13 protein-coding genes and 1 pseudogene are annotated in these 18,282 nt (G+C 59.2%); 2 read left to right on the forward strand and 12 right to left on the reverse strand.

The window, feature by feature from the left end; all coding sequences use genetic code 11:
• Positions 1-144: 144 nt before the first annotated feature.
• The 8 genes and pseudogenes from ACWGTO_RS30910 to ACWGTO_RS30945 all read right to left on the reverse strand — a co-directional run bounded on the left by ACWGTO_RS30910 (position 145) and on the right by ACWGTO_RS30945 (position 12,661).
• Positions 145-3,615, reverse strand: a complete 3,471-nt coding sequence (locus ACWGTO_RS30910) for an AAA family ATPase (RefSeq protein WP_454578544.1) — start codon at positions 3,613-3,615, stop codon at positions 145-147.
• Positions 3,612-4,868 (reverse strand): metallophosphoesterase family protein, encoded by a 1,257-nt coding sequence (locus ACWGTO_RS30915; RefSeq protein WP_454578545.1) that lies wholly within the window; start codon positions 4,866-4,868, stop codon positions 3,612-3,614. Before ACWGTO_RS30915 ends, ACWGTO_RS30910 begins: the two co-directional genes overlap by 4 nt.
• A gap of 210 nt (positions 4,869-5,078) precedes the next feature.
• Positions 5,079-8,144 (reverse strand): TrlF family AAA-like ATPase, encoded by a 3,066-nt coding sequence (locus ACWGTO_RS30920; RefSeq protein WP_454578546.1) that lies wholly within the window; start codon positions 8,142-8,144, stop codon positions 5,079-5,081.
• A 185-nt stretch (positions 8,145-8,329) separates the two neighbouring features.
• Positions 8,330-8,626 (reverse strand): annotated as a pseudogene (locus ACWGTO_RS30925) (type II toxin-antitoxin system RelE/ParE family toxin).
• Positions 8,623-8,883, reverse strand: coding sequence for a type II toxin-antitoxin system ParD family antitoxin (locus ACWGTO_RS30930; protein WP_454578547.1), 261 nt, complete (start codon positions 8,881-8,883; stop codon positions 8,623-8,625). The pseudogene ACWGTO_RS30925 and the gene ACWGTO_RS30930 overlap by 4 nt, the downstream one beginning before the upstream one ends.
• Positions 8,884-9,630: 747 nt before the next feature.
• Entirely contained in the window at positions 9,631-10,458 is an 828-nt protein-coding gene (locus ACWGTO_RS30935; protein WP_454578548.1) for an ABC transporter ATP-binding protein, read from the reverse strand.
• On the reverse strand, positions 10,455-11,240 hold the full coding sequence (locus ACWGTO_RS30940) for an ABC transporter permease (RefSeq protein WP_454578549.1): 786 nt from the start codon (positions 11,238-11,240) through the stop codon (positions 10,455-10,457). The genes ACWGTO_RS30935 and ACWGTO_RS30940 overlap by 4 nt, the downstream gene beginning before the upstream one ends.
• Positions 11,237-12,661, reverse strand: a complete 1,425-nt coding sequence (locus ACWGTO_RS30945; RefSeq protein ID WP_454578550.1) for an ABC transporter substrate-binding protein — start codon at positions 12,659-12,661, stop codon at positions 11,237-11,239. The genes ACWGTO_RS30940 and ACWGTO_RS30945 overlap by 4 nt, the downstream gene beginning before the upstream one ends.
• A gap of 344 nt (positions 12,662-13,005) precedes the next feature.
• Between ACWGTO_RS30945 and ACWGTO_RS30950 the strand changes: the two genes are divergently transcribed.
• Positions 13,006-13,914 (forward strand): Crp/Fnr family transcriptional regulator, encoded by a 909-nt coding sequence (locus tag ACWGTO_RS30950; protein WP_454578551.1) that lies wholly within the window; start codon positions 13,006-13,008, stop codon positions 13,912-13,914.
• On the opposite strand, the gene ACWGTO_RS30955 is transcribed toward ACWGTO_RS30950, so the two are convergent.
• Genes ACWGTO_RS30955 through ACWGTO_RS30970 form a run of 4 tightly spaced genes read right to left on the reverse strand, consistent with a single transcriptional unit; the run spans position 13,828 to position 17,065 of the window.
• Positions 13,828-14,784, reverse strand: coding sequence for a HEAT repeat domain-containing protein (locus tag ACWGTO_RS30955; RefSeq protein WP_454578552.1), 957 nt, complete (start codon positions 14,782-14,784; stop codon positions 13,828-13,830). The two genes, ACWGTO_RS30950 and ACWGTO_RS30955, sit on opposite strands and share 87 nt — an antisense overlap.
• Before the next feature lies 1 nt (position 14,785).
• Positions 14,786-15,019, reverse strand: a complete 234-nt coding sequence (locus ACWGTO_RS30960) for a 4Fe-4S dicluster domain-containing protein (RefSeq protein WP_320302892.1) — start codon at positions 15,017-15,019, stop codon at positions 14,786-14,788.
• A 12-nt stretch (positions 15,020-15,031) separates the two neighbouring features.
• Positions 15,032-16,768 (reverse strand): fumarate reductase/succinate dehydrogenase flavoprotein subunit, encoded by a 1,737-nt coding sequence (locus ACWGTO_RS30965; RefSeq protein WP_454578553.1) that lies wholly within the window; start codon positions 16,766-16,768, stop codon positions 15,032-15,034.
• 9 nt (positions 16,769-16,777) lie between these two features.
• Positions 16,778-17,065, reverse strand: coding sequence for a gamma-butyrobetaine hydroxylase-like domain-containing protein (locus ACWGTO_RS30970; protein ID WP_454578554.1), 288 nt, complete (start codon positions 17,063-17,065; stop codon positions 16,778-16,780).
• Between the two features lie 465 nt (positions 17,066-17,530).
• On the opposite strand from ACWGTO_RS30970, the gene ACWGTO_RS30975 reads away from it, so the two are divergent.
• The gene (locus ACWGTO_RS30975; protein ID WP_454578555.1) at positions 17,531-17,737 is read left to right on the forward strand and encodes a hypothetical protein; all 207 of its coding nucleotides are present in this window, start codon (positions 17,531-17,533) and stop codon (positions 17,735-17,737) included.
• The last annotated feature ends 545 nt before the right edge of the window (positions 17,738-18,282 follow it).

An 18,282-nucleotide genomic window follows, 5' to 3' on the forward strand; every position in this document is an offset into this window, starting at 1 on the left:
TATTTTCATTGACCAAGCTACGGTCACTAAAAATCAATGACTTACGTGGCTATGTTCTTTTTGTGTTCTCGTCCAGGTGTTCAAGTCGGGTCTAGCGCCAGCTCCATCAATCTGGCGGGCCCGCGTGCTTTGAAACGACGGCAACTAATTGAGCTCGTGGATCGTGACACCTGGTACAACCGTCTTGGCGATCTCGCACAGGTGCTGGTGATGGGTGAGGTAGATCACCTGCCCCGCGGTCGCCATCTCCCCGAATAACCTGAAAACCTCCTCGGACCGGACGTGGTCGAAGGTTTCCATGATGTCGTCGGCGATGAAGGGCACGGAGGACCTAAGCCGCGCAAACTCGTAATACCCTGCAAGCCGCAGGGCTAGGTAGAGCTGGAACCGGGCGCCCTTCGACAGTGCGTCAGCGATCTTGGACTGCCCGTCGCCTTGCACGGCGATGAGGACTTCGCCGCCCTTCACCGGTTGGGTCGCCAATCCCGTGTACTGACCGCGTGTGATGAGCGCGAAGGCGTCAGACGCCCGCGCCATCATCCCTGAGCGATGACGCTCGCGGTAGACGCGCAGAGCGTTTCCAGCAGACAATATTCCCAGTTTCAGTTCGATGTAGCGGACAGCCTTTTCCTCGATGTCCAGCAAGACGGTGCGCCGTTCGGCATCGATGCGGGCAACAGCGCTGTCGCCGCCAATGGCGTCCAGCTTGTCGGCCGCGCGCGTCTGCCTAATGAGCTGTTGCTGCATCGCTTCGTCAAGATCCCGCAGCCGTTGCTCGCCTTCGGCCCTCTCGATGGCGAGGCCATTCCAATCGAGAGCATCTAACATCGAACGCGCCTGCTCGAAGCCTTCCATCGCAAGCTCGGCCGCCACCTGCTCCTCGAGTTCGGCGACAGCATTGCGCAGGCGATCCCTGTGGCGCAGCAGCTCGTCGCGTTCCACGACTTCGGAGAGCGTTGCTACGCCAAAGACGCCCAAAACCTCGTTCTTGCGGCGCTCATGTGTCGAAATCTCAGCATCGAGACTCTCACGAGCGTCCTGGAGGCGCTGCAAATCGGTGACGACGGTCGCCTTCGCCTCACGCGTGCGCTCGGCCCGCTCCAGACGCTCGGCAAGCCGGATCGCCAACTGTTCCGGTTCGTCGTCGTCCGCCGGCTCGCCCGCTTCGGCTGCAAGGGCGGTGACCTCGACCAGGAAACTGGCCCTGTCCGCCTCCATCTTTTCGACGCGGAGCTGCATAGCCTCCCGCTCCTGGAGACTCTTGGACAGTTCAGCCAATTGATCGAGGACGGTGCCGACGCCAGATGCCGAAAGCCCGTTCTCGAGCCAAGTGCCCTTGAGCGCATCGGAAATGCCGGCCAGCCATTCTTCCTCACGCCGTCCCGCCACATCCACGGCTCGTCGCCTGGCGGCGAGTTCCTCTTCCTTGGCGCTGACAGTTTTGAGCGCCTGGGCATGTTCGGCATCAACCTTGCGCTGCCGGTCGAGGAACAGCTCCGCGACGGCCATGATGGTCTCCAGGCTGTCGACGGCGTCCGACCCGATCCCGACGCTTTCCAGCGCCCCGCTGAGCTCCAGGCGTACTCGCTCGCCTTCATCGGCCGCCCGCCTCGCCTTCTTGCGGGCAAACTCGATCTCCTCCCAGGCTTCGAGCGCAGCGCTGTGGGCAGAGAGATGGCCCTCGATGAGTTCGGTCATGCGCTCCAGCGACGGTTCCAGGCATTCCCCGAGCAGATCTTTCGCTGCCGCGCGCATTTCCGACAGGAGGGTGCCCGCATCCACCTCGACCCGAGCAAGTTGCTCGCGTATGCGAGCAATGTCGGCCGCGGCTTGAGTAAATTCGCGCGTTGCTGTGCGGATTTCGGCAAGCTCGGACGCGCTGGACAGTCGGCCTGCGCCGACATTGTCGTCACGGGCTAACGCCGTGGCGAAATCATCCGCTGTCTCGCCGGTAAGCTCGCCTCGATGCCTCGCCCAGGCCTCGTCCCGGGCACGCCGGATGGTTGCGGCCGCTTCATCGTCGGCGCCACCGACAGAGGTACGAAGGGCGTCGAGACGCGAGGCGAGCAAATCGTGATTGCCGTGGTATTCGGCGAGACGTTCGGAAAGTACGGCTCTGTTCCTGCCAAGCTCCGCCGCCAGAGCTTTCCAGCCGCCAAGCTGCCTGGCGCTCGGGACGGAGATCCTGGCCAGCGCCCCGGCATCTCCGGACCAAGGGTGCAATCGGCCCAGTGCCGCCTCCCACCGGATGGCGGCCGCGTCCTCCGCCTCGCGTGCCGCCTTGATTTCGCCGAGGTGCCCGCTCACCCTCGCCTTCGACAGTATCGAGCTCAGCCTTGCCCTGGCAGGCTCCGGCACCGCCCGTTCCTCGCCAACCCGGTCCCGCGCCGCCTGAAGCGCATCCAGCGCCGCTGCTGCCTCATCGCGGGCGACGCGTAGGCGGGTCGCGATCCCCGATCGCTGCTCGAGCATGGCGCGGACCGCGCCAACAGTGGCGGCAGGCAAAAGTAGCGCGGCGGGATCTCGCTCGGAAGACCGTCCCAAGGCGGCAAGACAGGTCGTCACGGCGTTGTTGAGGATTTGCCAGTCCGTCCGGCGATTTGGCAGGTCCAGACCTGCCGCGACATGGCGTACCTTGCTTTCCGCCAAGCCACGAATGCGCTCGGAAATCGCCAGGATCACCTTGTCGACGTCGACCAAGTCGGTTTTCGCCGTCAGGCGCGCGACTTCGTTGACGTTTGTGGAAAGCCGCGTTCTCAGACTGGCGTCGTCATCGATCAGTCCGGCGATGCTGCCTGTCCAGGTCCGAGGCGGTGAAGTTATGTCGGGCAACTCTGCCAGTTGGGCTGACTTGCGCCGGATATCGGCCAGGATCGGGCGCGCGCGCAAGTACCTGGCAATGGCATCGAGCCGGGCTGACAGTATCGATCGTTCGGTGATGGTGCGGTCGTATTTTTCCATCGCGTCGCGACGTTCGACTTCAAGACTCTCGTAGGTCGACGCCAACGTGTCGATCGCATCCCTGCGCGACTTGAGTTCCGCCAGGCGCTTCTTGAGCAGCGCCAATTCGGTTCCGTGGGCCTGCTTGCGATACAGTCCGTCCGCTTCGGCCTCGAGCGCGCTCAATGTGTCACTTACATGGCCAAGACCGGCGCTGGCCGTAAAGAGAAGTTTGCCCAGGTCTCCACGCGACTCCAGGATCGATTTCCCGCCCGCTTCCAGTGTCTCGTCGTCCAGCGAAAACATGGTCTCGTATGCGTCGCGTGACAGACCGGCGAGATGTGCCGTTATCGCCACATCGCTCACCGGTTGGCCCTCAGCGTTCAACAGTGAGTTGCTGCGCTGTTTCGTGCGCGTGAAGGCATGCTCGGCATCACCGAGTTCGAGCACACCACCGATGCGCATCGCGCCATACTCGTGCAGGAAATTATAGCGGCTGCGTTCCTCGATGCCGAATAGCAAGTCCAGATAGCCAGAAAGCGCTGTCGATTTGCCGGCCTCGTTAAGGCCAAACACGATATGCAGGTCTGGCCCCGACACCGGGTTCGGTCCGAAGTCGATCGTCCTGTCGGTAAACTTTCCATAACGAATGAGGTCAAGGCGCCGAAGCCTCATTGCGATCCACCGGACTTGAGGCGGGCCGTGACCAGGTCGGCGCCGCTGGCAAGAACCTTGTCGAGGAACAGCTCCAGCGCAGTCTCGTCCTTGCCAGCGAATTCGCGCCCATCGGGCGGAAGATCGGCGATCGTTTTCAGGACCAATGCCCGCGCCTCAGCTCGGAAGGCTTCCGAGCTGGCATCGGCGCGCATGGATTGGGCGAGTTCGAAAATCGGATCGGCCTCACCGGGTGTTTCCATCCTGGGTGGAATGAGGCCAAGCTCAAGCTTCTCCACCCATGTGTCCCCCGCCTGTTCCGCTACCTGCTCGGCCTCGGCCAAGAGAAGGTCCCTGTCGCGGATAATTGCCCACGACAAAGGCGACATCCCAGTGAGACCGAGACGGACCACGGCATGACGCGACCGCACGGAAGCGCGGATCGCTTCGAGCGCGGATCGCACACGCGCGACGGCTTCGGACCATTCCACTGCCCCGGTCAGATCTGCGTTCACCCGTTCGAATTGCGCAACGCTGGTCAGCCTTTCCTCGATCCCGACCGAGTGGTCGTCTCGTATCGTCACCAGGGTAACGGATTTCTCGCCGGCCTCGTTGATGTCCCGGCCTTGCGGCATCCCTGGCATCACCACCGTGCTCGCTCCAGGATGGACTTGGCGGACATGGATGTGGCCGAGCGCCCAATAGTCAAAACCATGGCCGTGCAAGTCAGCGACGCTGCAGGGGGCGTAAACGTCGTGGCCGGGCGATCCGGCAAGGCTGGTGTGCATGATGCCCACATTGACAGCTCCTTCGCGAGCGGCCGGATATTTGGGCAGCAGGCTGTCTTGCGCCTTCGGGTTGGCAAAGCTCAAGCCGTGGAACATGACGTCCAGCCCGCCGGCCGTGTGCAGCACTGACTGGGGACGGCCGCCAAAGATCGTGACCGTGTCCGGAAACACCAGCTGTTTCGCTATCCGAGACAGGGCGTCGTGATTTCCGCGGATCTTGAAAACCCGGACACCGGCCTGGTGGAGGCGTGCCATCTGCGACGCCAGGAACCTCGCCGTTTTCATCGACGTCTGGTCGCCATCATAAAGATCGCCAGCAATGACGAGCGCATCGACACGTTCCGCCAGGCACAGATCCACTATCGAGACGAATGCCTGGCGACTTGCGTCTCCGACGAGTTCTGCAAGATCGGGATTTCGCATCGCCAGCGAACGGAGCGGCGAGTCGAGATGGATGTCGGCCGTATGTAGGAATCGAAATGCCATTGGCGGTCTCCGGCCTCTGAACACGAGGGCGCCTATGCCGGCGTTATTTTCGCCGCTGCCTTATCACGTTGGAGGATGCAGTTGTCAAAACTCATCCGGAGCTTGGCTTGTGCCTTGCTGGACTGATGGCAAGTGGGACCACAGATCAGCACTGCGCCCTGGACCAGGCACTCTTCGCCTCGAACCGACATCGTGCTGCGAACCCATTCCTCAATGGTACTTCTGGCCTCTGTTATCGAAGGCCATCTTTGTGCCCTCCAGCACGTCAACGACAGCTCTATTCATGATCCCGTCTTCGATCGAACCTGACTGGTAAGAGATTCGCGCGCCGTTCTTCCTGTCGAATGTTGCGTGTATGATCTGCTCGGCATCGCACACCACCGCCAAGTTTGGATTGTGCGTGACCATGATGATTTGTCTGGCCTTCTTCGCCTCGTTGAGAACTGGCACGAGCAGGCTTACGACCGTCTCATTGTCCAGATTCTCCTCGGGTTGATCGAGCACGATGGGATTTCGTCCCTTGTCAACCAGCAGATAGAAAATCAACAGCAAGGCGCCTCGCTGCCCGGGCGACAGCTGTTCTATCTGCGTATCCTGAAAGAGCAGGGTGTACTTCGGCTCCAGATACTGAAGACCGAAGAGATAATTGTAGACCTCTGCCGGCTCCTTGTCCTTGCGCATGAGAACCCTGATCCCTGGAACCTTGCTCGCTGCCTTCTCGGCGCTCTCCGTCAGCAGGGAAGCGACGTCCTCGGCAAAGCCTGTCGCATCGGCCGCACTCCCGAAACGATATCTCTCGAACCGGCTTCGGACCGCGATGAAGCTCTCGTCTTCCCCGCGAAGCTCACCGATATTCTGCTTGATGGCACTAAATAGGTTGGTAGCAATCGCGTCAGGTGAGCCCAGCAGCCTGGCCTGGAATTGAAGCTTGTACTCGTCCCGGATCAGAGAATTGCTCTGAATCAAACGTTGCAGTGGCGTGAACAGCTCCTCCCGCGCGGCTCGCTGTTCTTCCAGCACCGAAAATATCTGAGCGGTTACCTCTCGTCGTGATGCCCGTTCTTGCGCAAGCTTCGTCGGCAGTTGGTTTATTTGAACAACCCTTAGCTGCAATCCCTTGAGGCTTTCAGGCTCGGTTTCCGAACCCTCGATCGCCTCCAGTGCGGTTTGCCATTCCTTCAAGGCTTGTTTGTACGCCTGGTATTTCTGCTGCGGCTCGTTCAATTTTTCAGAAAGCCGATTCTGTTCGGCGACCAGTGCGATCTCGGTCGTAGCGGCGCTTTCCACGTTCTTTGCGATCGTTTCGTCGCTGCTGGCCAGCGTCTGGTGGTGCTGTGTCAGGACGTCACGATTGACGGTCAGGGTGATCAGCTCTTCTGCTCTCAAACCGGCGGTGGCAAGGTCGTCGGCGATTTCGGACACGAAGGCTGCGAGTTGCTTCTCAAAAAGCCCAATGCGCTCCCGGATGTTACGAATCGACCGCTGCTTTCTGCCGATTATCTGCCTGTCATCGGCAGCCTTCCTGGCGTCATTCTTCAATTGCTCCAGCGCCGCTCCGATCTCCGCAAGTCTGGCGCTTGCCTGCCGCTGATCAGCAGTGAGTTGGTCCGTGGGTTGCTCGATTACGGGTGGTTTAATTGCGGTGTGTTCCTCAATCTGCGCCTCCTTGAGCCGGATCTGCTCCTCGAGGTTTTTTTGCACATTGGGGTGAAGCTGATCTTCGATACCCACAATATGCTCGTTGAGCGCCCGCAGCGATTTGCGAAGTTCATTCGCCCGAGCCCGGAAAACGTTTTCTTGCTTGTCGATGAGTTGGTCGAAACTCAGAGCCTCGAGGCGCACGTTGTTCGAGACGTGAGAAAAGATCACCTCTCGGAGCTCCTTCTCGAACTCGTCAGTCTTGCCTGACACATGATCATTGCACAGAGCTTCGAACCGGCCTTGCGGAATGTACCGGACGAGTTCGACCCGTTCAGCCGACGGATCGTCGGCAAGGCTCATCACACACGGATCGCCAGCGAGCCAAGAGAGTTCGCCAACGAATTGGCGGGCCGGCTCTCCTGCTTTCCCGCGGAATCGATCGCGTTTCAGAAATGAGAAGTGGGCGCTTTGCTGGGAGTTGCCCAGCAAAGCCAGGATATCGGCGAGCGCGCTCTTGCCGCTCCCCTTGTTGCCGATGATCGCAATGAGGTCGGGGTTTAGAGGAATGTCTGTTCCATGCAGCCAGGTGTCCGCAAGTGTACTGTCAGACGCCTTGCCTACGCGAATCCGATCTATGTAGAACGTCTTATGCTGGTTGATACGCTCCAGCTTCGGAGGTCGTTCACCTAAAAATGAGCGCTTCGCGGGCTCTCTCAGCGCCTGCAACAAGCCCTTCCAGGTTGGATCAGTCTTGATCCAGGTGCGCTTGCCGGACGGAAAGTCGCCGTATCCGCGCTTATCGGTGGTTCCGTTTCCCCGGAAGCAATGAGCATCGCTGCCGGACACGGCAAGTCGGGGGATACCTTTCAGTGCAGCCTGGAAGTTACCAAGCCATTTCTTGTTGGTCTCTGTCTCGACACCACAAAAGGCTGCCCAGAGATCCGGCCTTCTTGTTTCAAAGATTGGAGACGATTCGAACAGGCCAAGCGCATAGGCGTAATGGTCGGTCCAGTTGACGGTGTCGAGACCGTCGTTGGTCGAGAAGGGCATAAAGCCGACTGCACGAGCCCCGGGTACAAGACGGATCGCCTCCTTGTACGAATCGACATTCACTTCCGCGATTTTACAGCCGGCGATGAACGCCTCCGCGTCGTCCGACGCAATTTTGCTCTTCTCAAAACCATGTTTTGCCAGTTTGTCTGCGCCCGCATATCGCGCATACTCGATGAGCGCGTCGCGAGACAGGGGTTGATTGATCAATTCAAGCTTCAACCGAGAGAGAAAATCTCTGAGATGCTGATCACTGATCTCATTGGAGAAAAGAACGTGGGCATTCAGTCGTCCCTCCATCGGCGCCGCCAAGCGGAGTTCGATACCAGGGAAGACAGTTTTCATAAGCTCCGCCGCAGCCGGCTGGACCTGGCGCGCCTTGAGGGCAAACCAACCGTCGAATGTCCAGTAGTCCATGAGCCCAAACGCTATCGGAGCAGCGTCATTCAGGGCGCGGATCATCTCATCGATGAGCTGATCGTTTCTGGCTTTATCCGATCCGAGCCGTTCGCCGTCCCAATGGAATGATGCTGGCGAGTGTACGTGTAAGTCCCACTCACGCCATTCAGATCCTCTGGAGTACATATTCAGGAGCCCTCCGGACCAAGGCATTGACTGTGCCGTGATCCCCCCATTCTCGTTCAATACTATCGACTAGGCGCGCGCCCCATTTCTTCTTCTATGAGGGCGGACTAGATTCGGCAAGCGGGACGCTCGACCAATTCTGCTCTTCGCCATTGCAACTTCCAGACCGGCCCCTTCTCCAGGGTCTAGCCCTCAAACAGTATGGCGGCATAGTCCATCGCACCGTGCAGGACGTGGACGATAACAACCTGCTCGCCATTCACACGGTAGAAAATCAGGTAGTTTCCATGGACGCGGCGGCGGATTTCATGCCGTTCATAGCGGGGCACCAGAGGGAAAGCTTTTGGGGACGTTGCTATGGTTAGGCATGTCTATTCCAGCTCATCGACGAATGACAAAGCTCTGGGCGGATTATCCTTCGCGATGTAGTCGGCTATCTGCCGCAAATCCGCCTTGGCTTCGGTCGTAAAGCGCACTTTCATTCGGCCGAGCCCGGCAGCATGGCTTTGTAGCGTTCCCGCAGTTCGCTGAAAACATCCTCGGCAGCATGGGTTCGCCCTGCGTCAGCATCGGCTATTCCACGCATGATTGATGCATCCAGTGCGGCCAGTTTCGTTTCTCGATCTTGAACCAGTCGCACGCCTTCCCGCAGAACCTCACTTTTCGAGCCGTAGCGGCCCGTTTCGACGAGTTGCTGGATGTAGCTTTCAAGTTGTTTGCCCAGATCAGCGCTGATCATATGAAACTCCCTCGGTCACGGCATACCTCAGATAAGGCTCTTATCAACTATTATCAACATTCCTTAGCCCCTTCAATCACACTTGGGTACACCAGAGTGACGAGCGAAACTGCCAGCTGACGAGCTGAGGCGAGCTGTTTTCCTGTGGCTTCAGGCTTTGCCATCTCGCACAGATGTTGATCGTGCGTCAGATAGACGACATCTCGGTTCGAGGGCGGTGCCTCTGGACCTTTTTTGCTGCCGTATAGGCCGAGGAATTGACGTGCGCAGATCGGCCGCACGAGCGCGCGACTGGCCACCGTAGGCTGTAGCCGAAATGCACGATCGTATCGGATCGAACCCGCAGCTGTGACCTTTTGCGAGCCGTTGCAGCCAGGAAGGATGTTTGCATCGGCACGTGGACGGCCTTCTCACCAACTTCCTTGATAAATTCGGCCACGTTTAGAAGCGCCTGCACCGCTTCCGAGGGCCGGCAAAGCCTAGTGCCCTTTGGCGTCTCGACGATCGTCCAGTTGATGAGGGTCGGGTGGCGAGCATGAAATCCATCACCTCTTCGTCGCTCCATTTCGGATCGGCAACCCAAGGTCCCCGTAAGGCGTTCCCCTCTCGCTCACAAGTTCGCGCGGGGTGATGCCCATCGCCGAGATGAGTTCCAGCAACCGCTCGCGGCTCGGTGTCTTTGAATAGTCGATTGAGTGATTGAGCGACCGGATAATCCCAGAGCAGCGAGCCCGCAAAGCGTCGCCTCTATCCTAGCGGCGAAAGCCGCGCCAAAGTATCCCGCTCCCTGTCGCTACGAAGCAGCTTCAGGCAGTGCTGCTTCAAGCGCAAGAACTGGATTGACGCGATCATTTCGGCCGTCCTCGGTCTCTCGAAATCCACATTGATTTCCTCTTGGATGCGACCCGGCTGTGCCTGCATGACGATGATGCGATCCGAAAGCAGGATGGCTTCGTCGATATCATGGGTGACGAAGACAATCGTGGTCCTGAATTGCTCCCAAACCTCCAGCAGCAGTTCCTGCATCCTCAGTCTTGTAAGCGCATCCAGGGCTCCAAAGGGTTCATCCATCAAAAGTAGCCTGGGCCGGTTGATGAGGACACGGGCCATCTCCACGCGCTGTTGCATGCCGCCAGACAGCTGGCCGGGGTAGTGGTCTGCAAATCCGTCGAGGCCGACAAGGTTCAATATCCTGTCCGCTTCACGCCTCCGTTCGGCGCGCCCGACACCGCGCATCTTCGGTCCGAACGCAACATTGTCACGTGCGTTCTTCCATGGAAAAAGGGTGTGATGCTGGAAGACGATGCCTCGGTCCGGGTGCGGGCCTCGCACGGGCACGCCATCCACGGAAAGCCTCCCAGAAAGCGGCAAGATATGTCCAGCCAAAGCGCCAAGAAGGGTCGACTTCCCGCAGCCGGACGGCCCCAGAAGACATACGAATTCACCCGGCGTGACTTCGAAGCTTACATCGCTAACCGCTTCGAAGGCCGCGCTGCCCCGTCCAAGCCGAATCGAGACGCGTTCGGCCGCGATGCGGCCCATCGTTGCCCGGATTTTGCGCTCCTGCATGTTCATGCTTTGCCGTCCTTGCTGTGCCACGGGAGGAGTGCCGCTCCCACAGCCTTCAGCACAGCACTGCTCGCCATGCCAAGCAGCCCAATGACAACCATGCCGACGATGATCTCGGGATAGTTCTGCAGCGTGTAGGATTCCCAGGTGTAGTAGCCGATGCCGAACTGGCCTGAGATCATTTCGGCGGTGACCAGACAGAACCACGATGTGCCCATGCCAATCACCAGCCCGGTGACAATGCTCGGTGCGGCGCCAGGGATGATCACTTCCAGGAGCATGGCCGAGCGGGTGCTGCCCAGGCTGCGTGCGGATGCGATCAGCCGCGGATCGATGTTTTCGACGCCGTGGACGGTGTTGATGAGGATTGGAAAGAGAGCGCCGGTGAAAGTGATGAAGATCATCGAAAGCTCCGAGGACGGGAACATCAGCACCGCCAGCGGGATCCATGCCACGGCAGGGATCGGGCGCAACAGTTCGAGAGGCGCCTGAAGGAAGTCCCCGGCATATCGGAGGCGGCCGATCAACAGACCCAACGAGACGCCCACCACCGCGGCGATTCCATAGCCCGCAAGGACCCGCTCAAGGCTGCTGGACACATGGGCAAAGAGCCGTGGGGATCGAAAGAACTCGAGCGCGGCCGACGCGACGTCTCCCGGCGGCGGCACATTGGCGAAAGTGATGATGCCGAAGTCCAGTTTCAGGGTGGACGCCATCTGCCAAACAGAGAGGCAGAAGGCGAGAGATCCCGCCCGCCGCAGCCAGCGACCGACTTGAAGGCCGATCATTGGTCGTCTTGATAGCTTGCCAGGAGGGCAGCTTTGACGCCGGCAAAATCCAGCACGCTTCCGCCATGGGTCTTGGCCCAGTTCTCGGCTTTTTCCTTCAGAAGGAACGCGCTGACCTCGCCGCTATCGGAACGCACGAACCAGGCTTGTTTGCCCAAAAGCTTGATGCCGCTGTCGCGGTCCTGGGCATAGAATACCCTTATTGCCTTGCCCTCGCCTTCTATCGCCTTGAAGGCCACAAGGGCGTTTTCCGGCGAGGCGTAGTGTCTCACCTGCGGCTCGCCATCGACCCAGATCTCGGCGACGCGCCTGGAATCCTTGATCTGCTCGCCCGTCGAAGCATCCTTGGCGTTCAATGGCAGCTGCTCGTAATCCTTGAGTGCCGCTTCATAATCCAGGCCCGACGCCTTGAACGCCGCTCGAATCAAACGATCGTCGACGAAGCTGTCGACATCAAGCGAGCTGTCCGCCTTCTTAAGGAGCTTAAGAGTTTCGATGGCGGTGGCCACGGCCTGTCGATACTCTGGCTTCCACGTTAGATCGCGGGTCTGTAACCCAAGCGGACCATGGAACAGATAGTCCACCTCGGCGTCGACGCCGGTGATCTTTCCGATCAGCTCGCTGTACTTCTCAGGCTCCTTGCCGATGAGCTGGTCTGCCTCGATGACAGCACGAAGATAGGCGACGACGATCTCGGGATATTTTTCGGCATAGGAAGCATCAACCAGGACGCCGTGAAAGGTTGGCACCTTTGCCTGCGAACCATCGTAGATCTTACGGGCAAAGCCACGCCACGGGAAGAGCTCGGCGAATGGAACGAAATCGGCATGGGCGTCGATTTGATCTGCTTTGAGAGATGGGCCGGCGACCTCGGGAGCCTGGGTAATGATCTTGACGTCACGGTCGGCGTCCCAGCCTTGCGCCTTCACGGCCCGCAACAACATCCCGTGCGAGGTGGAAGCAAACGGCACCGAGATCGTCTTGCCCTTGAGCTCCGCCAGGGATTGGATGGGCGAATTGGCTGGCACGACAATGCCATTGCCGCTGCCGTTGACGCTTCCCGAAAGCACGGCAATGAACAGACTCTTTCTCCCCGCCTTGAGGTGCGCAAGGCCGTTCAATGAACCTGGAAAATCTGCCATCACCCCAAAATCGAGCTTGCCGGCGAGCTGCTCGTTGGTGATTGGCGCGCCGCTCGTGAAATTCTTCCACTGAATGTCGTAGGTGGCGGCCTGGTACCTGCCGTCGTGCGGAAGATATTTTTCAAGGAGATTCAATTCGCGGATGAGAAGCCCGCCGGTCGCGGTATTGATCGTCGTGTCCTGGGTGCCGATAGCCACGCGAATGGTTTCTGCTTTGGCAGCCGAAACGAAGACGGCAGCCGCAAGGGCGATCGCAGCGAAGTGTGTGCGCATGTTCATGGTCCTGTTCCATTAGTCGTGTCCCGGACGGCCCGGTGGCTATTTGGTTCGGCGACCGGTGGACGGACGCCGACCGCTGCCTGACTGATTTATGAGGCGGTCTCGCAAGGGGGATAAGCAATTATTTGCCCGGGCAGCCGAAGGAACTGTTTCGACTCGCAGAGCAAATCTTGATGCCGGGCATGCTCTTAACGCTGGATATCAAACGCTTGGGCATCACCCGGCAACCGGGCAGCGGGCGCAAACAGAGACAATCGTTCCAGCAATGGCAAAAATGCGCAATGATATTTCTTTATACTCTATAGACTTTATATAGTTTTGCTCCGATCTATGGAGGAGCGACCATGACCTTGCCAACGCTCGCCCCGAGTGAGGCCAACGATCGGAGGCCGCAGCCGCGGCCAGTGCCGCCCAGCCAGGTCCTGCTCCCTGGTGACCAGGCACTCTTCCTGAGCGAAAGCGTCGAGGGCCTGGACGAAGGCGCGCATTTTCTAGACACGCTAAACCCGGACGAACTGACAAGGCTCAACAGTCACGGCCGGCGTCTGGCCTTCTCGACCGGTGAGGCGATCTTCAGCCAAGGCGATCGGCACGGAGGCATTTTCATAATCGAAAGCGGTCAGGTTCGTGTCTTCTATACCGCTCCGTCGGGACGGGAAATCACGCTCGCCTATTGGACAGCCGGGCATTTTATTGGCGGTCCCGAAATGACTGGCGAAGGCGCTCACATCTGGTCCGGCGAGGCGCTTAGCGACTGCCAGATCCTCTTCCTGCCTGCCTCCGCGCTCAAGAGGCTCGTCGCGGAGCTTCCGGGCTTCGCTCTCTGTCTTGTGCAGGGGCTGGCCGCAAAGGGCCGATGCTATTCGGCCATGGCGCAGATGCTGGGCACGCGGTCAGTGATCGAGCGCCTGGCGCAATTCCTGATGAATCTCTCGGAGCTTCACGGCGTTCGTGACGGGCATGCCGTGATCATAAACGCCAAGGTGACGCACGATCAGATCGCCGCGATGGTGGGGTCGACGCGCCAGTGGGTAACGATGATGTTGAAACGCTTCCAGAAAGATGGGCTGGTCACCGTCACGCCGCGACAAATTCGCATCGAGCACCCGCACAAGCTAATGAACATGGTTTCGAAGGACGGCGCCATTCACCGCCCTTCGACAGTTCTAGCCGAGCCGGGCCAAGGCCCAGCGCACCGTCTTGCGGACGTCGGGGTCGGCATCGGAGATGTGGTCCATCAACGCCTCGCGTGAGGCTGGGGCAGCGATTTCGCCAAGCGCGGCGGCAGCCTCCTTGCGCACTGCTGCAATCTCGCTTCGAAGCGACTTTGAAATTGCCGGAACAGCCGCATGGGCCTTGAGCTTGCCAAGCGCATTCAGGCATCTCAGTTGGACCTGCCAGTACTCGTCATCCAAGGCAGCCGTCAGTCGATGGACCACCGAAGCCTGGCCGAGCTGACCGAGCGAATCCGCGGCGGCGGCGCGCACCTGCCAGCTGTCGTCGCCAAGCACAGCCGCGACCGCCTGAGCGGCCGCAGGCTGGCCGGAGAAGGAGAGCGCACTTGCAGCAACGGCCCTGACGCCAGCATTTGGGTCAAGTGTCGCGCCAATCAGGGAGGGCAATGTCTCCTCCAGTTTGAGGTAAGCGATTACGCCAAGCGCCTGAGCCCGTACCTCCGGATTGTCGTCGCGAATTGCAGCAAGCGCCGGACCGAGCGATGCCGGAGACCGCAGCGCCCTCAAGCCTCGAAGGGCGGCGGCGCGGACGAAAGCGCTCTCATGTTCGAGCAGTGGCCCTATCAGTTCCGCTGCCGCCGGAGCCTTGATTTCGGCAAGACCCTCAGCCGCCGCCTTCGCCACGGTGCTGTCTTCGTCCGTTACCAATTTGACGAGCCCGCTTGCGGCTTCGTTCGAGTCGAACTCGGCAAAGGCGAGCGCCACCTGCAATCGCACGGCATCATTTGGATCCTCGACCGCGGCCAGAAGATGAGGCAGCACGTCGCGGCGCGCGGTAGCGACGAGATCAATCACCGCCAGTTGCCGCACTCCGCCGTCGGCGTCGTTGAGGCGTTCGACTATGTCGTCGATGTCGCCAAAATCTTCGAACGGTTCGAAGGCACTCATCTCAGCGCAACAGGTAGGGAATGTTCACGGTGACCGCCCCCGTTGGGCAATCTGTCTCGCACGGCATGCAGTACCAGCATTCGTCGAATTTCATGTAGGCTTTTCCGGTTAAATCGCTGATGCGCAGCACGTCCAGTGGGCAGACGTCGACACAGACGGTGCAGCCCTTGTCAGCGATGCATTTGGCATCGTCGACGACCACGGGAACGGCAGTAGGCGAAAGCGCGAGTGGCATATATTCTCCTGGTCAAGCATTTTTGGAAACACGCAGACGATCGTAGGCTGTCCGCTCTTCGTCCTCGATGGGAACGACGTAAGATTGGACAGCTCGCTTCTCGGAAATCATTCGGCCGTCGATCTTGCGCAGCAGCGTGTGGCAGAACCAATTCGCGTCGTCCTTCTCGGGATGATCGACTCGGTTATGGTAGAGGCCCCAGCGACTTTCGGTGCGATAGAGCGAGGCATGGGCCGCCATTTCTGCGCAATCGAGGATTGAGGATACCTCCAGGGAACGCATAAGTTCGTGGGCGTCGCGGGCGACAAGTGCCGTCTCCAGATCGTCTCGCGCCTCGGCAAGTCGGGCTTGCCCGATCTGCATCTTGGCCGTGACCTTTGGCGGCTGGAGATAGTCGTTGACGAGGCGCCGGGTCTTGTATTCCAGCTGATTTGGCGGAATGCCGTCGTCGCGTCGGGTAGGCGCCAGCACCCGTTCGCGCTCCCGCCTGAGCAGATCGCTGTCGAATTCCGGCAGGTCGGTCTCACTTGCGATTTCGGCCGCGTGTTCCCCGGCTATCGCGCCATTGGTGAATGCGCCGAGCATATAGTTGTGTGGAACACTGGCCATGTCGCCTGCTGCGTAGAGACCCGGCACGGTCGTGCGAGCATATTCGTCCACGAACACGCCGGATGCGCTGTGACCTGAACAGAAGCCGATCTCAGAGATATGCATTTCGATCATCGCGTTGCGGTAGTCGGTGCCGCGGCCTTGATGGAATCTGCCGCGCGAGGGGCGCTCGACCTTATGCAGGATCTTTTCGATCTCGCTAACCGTGTCGGAATGCAGATGATTGAGCTTCAGGAAAACCGGTCCCTTGCCCGATTGCAGTTCGTTGTAAAACTCCTGCATCATCTGTCCCGACCAATAGTCGCTCTCGATGAAACGCCTGCCGTCGTTGTTGGCAGTGTAGGCCCCGAATGGCCCCGCAACGTAGGCGCAGGCGGGACCGTTGTAGTCCTTGATCAGCGGGTTGATCTGGTAACACTCGAGATTGGCGAGCGCGGCGCCGGCGTGATAGGCCATTGCATACCCGTCACCCGAATTGGTCGGGTTCTCATAGGTTCCAAACAGATAGCCTGAGTGAGGCAAGCCGAGCCGGCCCGCCGCTCCCATGCACAGGATCACGGTTTTGGCGCGAACCACGAGAAATTCGGCCGAGCGTGTATTCACCGCGATTGCTCCCGCGATCCGGCCGTTCTCCGTGGTCAACAGGCGGGTTGCCATGTAGCGATTGGAGATCAGAATCCGCTCGCGTCGGAGCTGGCGGTAAAGCGCCTTTTTTACCGTGTCGCCATTCGGCATCGGCAGGACGTATGTTCCGAGGTGATGAACCTTCTTCAGGTCGAAATCGCCATTGGCGGTCTTCTGGAAGCGTATGCCGAAGCGATCCAGCTCCTCGATGATTTCATGACAACGCGATGCATACTTGAAGACCGGGGCTTGGTCGACGATGCCGTCATTGGCGATCGTGATCTCCTTGGTGTATTGCTCAGGTGTGGAGTAGCCGGGCACAACGGCATTGTTGAGCCCGTCCATGCCCATCGAGATCGCGCCCGAACGCTTTACATTTGCCTTCTCGAGCAGCACGACCTTCAGATCGGGACTGCGCTGCTTGGCCTTCAACGCGGCCATCGGACCAGCTGTGCCGCCGCCAATGACCAGAACATCGCAAGCGACTTCGGCTTGCCCGTCGACAAAGTGGTCCATTGTGCTTCCTCAACCCTGTGTGTCGACGATTTCGCGCAGATAGCGCCAAGGATAGATGCCGCGGTCGTGACCATCGGAGAAAACCAGCCGCATGGCATACGAACCGACAGCCACGGCGCTGACGATGGTGATGTCGTCGAAAGAATGCTCCCTCCCGTCGATGGCGGACCGGACCTGATGGGCCGCTCGGCTGAGTGCGCGCAACCGTGAGGCACGGACAGCACGGAGAGAGCCGTCATTCCAAGTGATGGCTAAGGATCGGCGGTCGGCGCCGATTCTTATTTCCAAAGGTTTCATGTCGTTTCCTGATCGTTCGGCGCCATTGTACGAACGAGTCTCGGTTCGACACGCAATAAATTGCCTGCTTTTGCCGTTGAATTTCAGGACGATTGAGCTCTGGGATGAAATAAGCGCGCAGCGCCGTGCCTTTGACGGGAAGCCCCTCCCCCTTTCGTCTTCTGCCCAACCCAGGCGCCATCAGAGCGGAGCCTAAAGTCGGCCGGGTTGCAGGCCATCATTGAGCAGACCGCTGTTGCTGCGGCGCATGGCTATACGGTTGTGACGAACGAAAGTCAGTTTACAGGTGGCACCTATTCCGATGACGTGCCGAAAGCGCGAAATCGGAGTAATGTTCAAATGAGGTCCCCACTTTCTTATTGAGGCGGCATTGTCCAGGAAATCAAACCGGAGCACGGCACATGCCTTCTTCGGCACCGCCAGACCCTACGCATAAGCTGAAAGGCAACAGGGCCAGACCGAAGCATGAAACCTAAGGACAGGGCACGGCCTTTCGTGCCGACCGAAATCCACGTTGCCACGTTCGAGGATGCCGGCAGCACTATCGGCATCCTTTCGATAGCGACAACGGAAGGGCTTCTAGAGATCGCACTGGATCAGGAATCCGCCAACGCCATCATCAAGGCCATCTGCACTATTAAGTCCAAGCTAGACCCAAGCACGGCCCGTTGAAGCCTGGTTCGGCCATATCTGCTTTTCGCCCAGCATCAGCCTGTAGCTCTCATTCAATGATCGTCAAAGCCTCTTTGGCCGAATAGAAGGTCGCAATTGTTGTGACGTTGCCGTCTGCGACACGCTCCAGGCGATAGGCTTCACGATACGGGCTGTCTTCGTCCACCAAACATTCCCCCAAGCGGGGCTCATTAGCAAACGTTCATGAAGCTTTCGTGAGACAGCCACGATGGAGGATGTGATGCGACTCAGATTGTTGGCCCCGCTAGCCAAACTTTTTCGCATACAGTTTAGGTCGATGGAATGCCGTATGGAGCGGTTGTCGCCCAGCTCCGCCCTGGTTGTTCAACCAATCTGCACAGTAGTAGTTGTGAACCCCATTCCTGGGCGATGCAAGCCACAACGACCACATCGTCAGCGTCAACCAACGCTTTCAAGTCGTCGCGGATTTTGCGCGGCTTGACCGCTGTATCCAGCAGCCATACCCGACTTAAACACCGCCTGTAAGAATAAGTTATTAAGTCAGCATGTTAGGCGCGCGCCGG

This window comes from Mesorhizobium sp. PL10 (genome assembly GCF_053714315.1).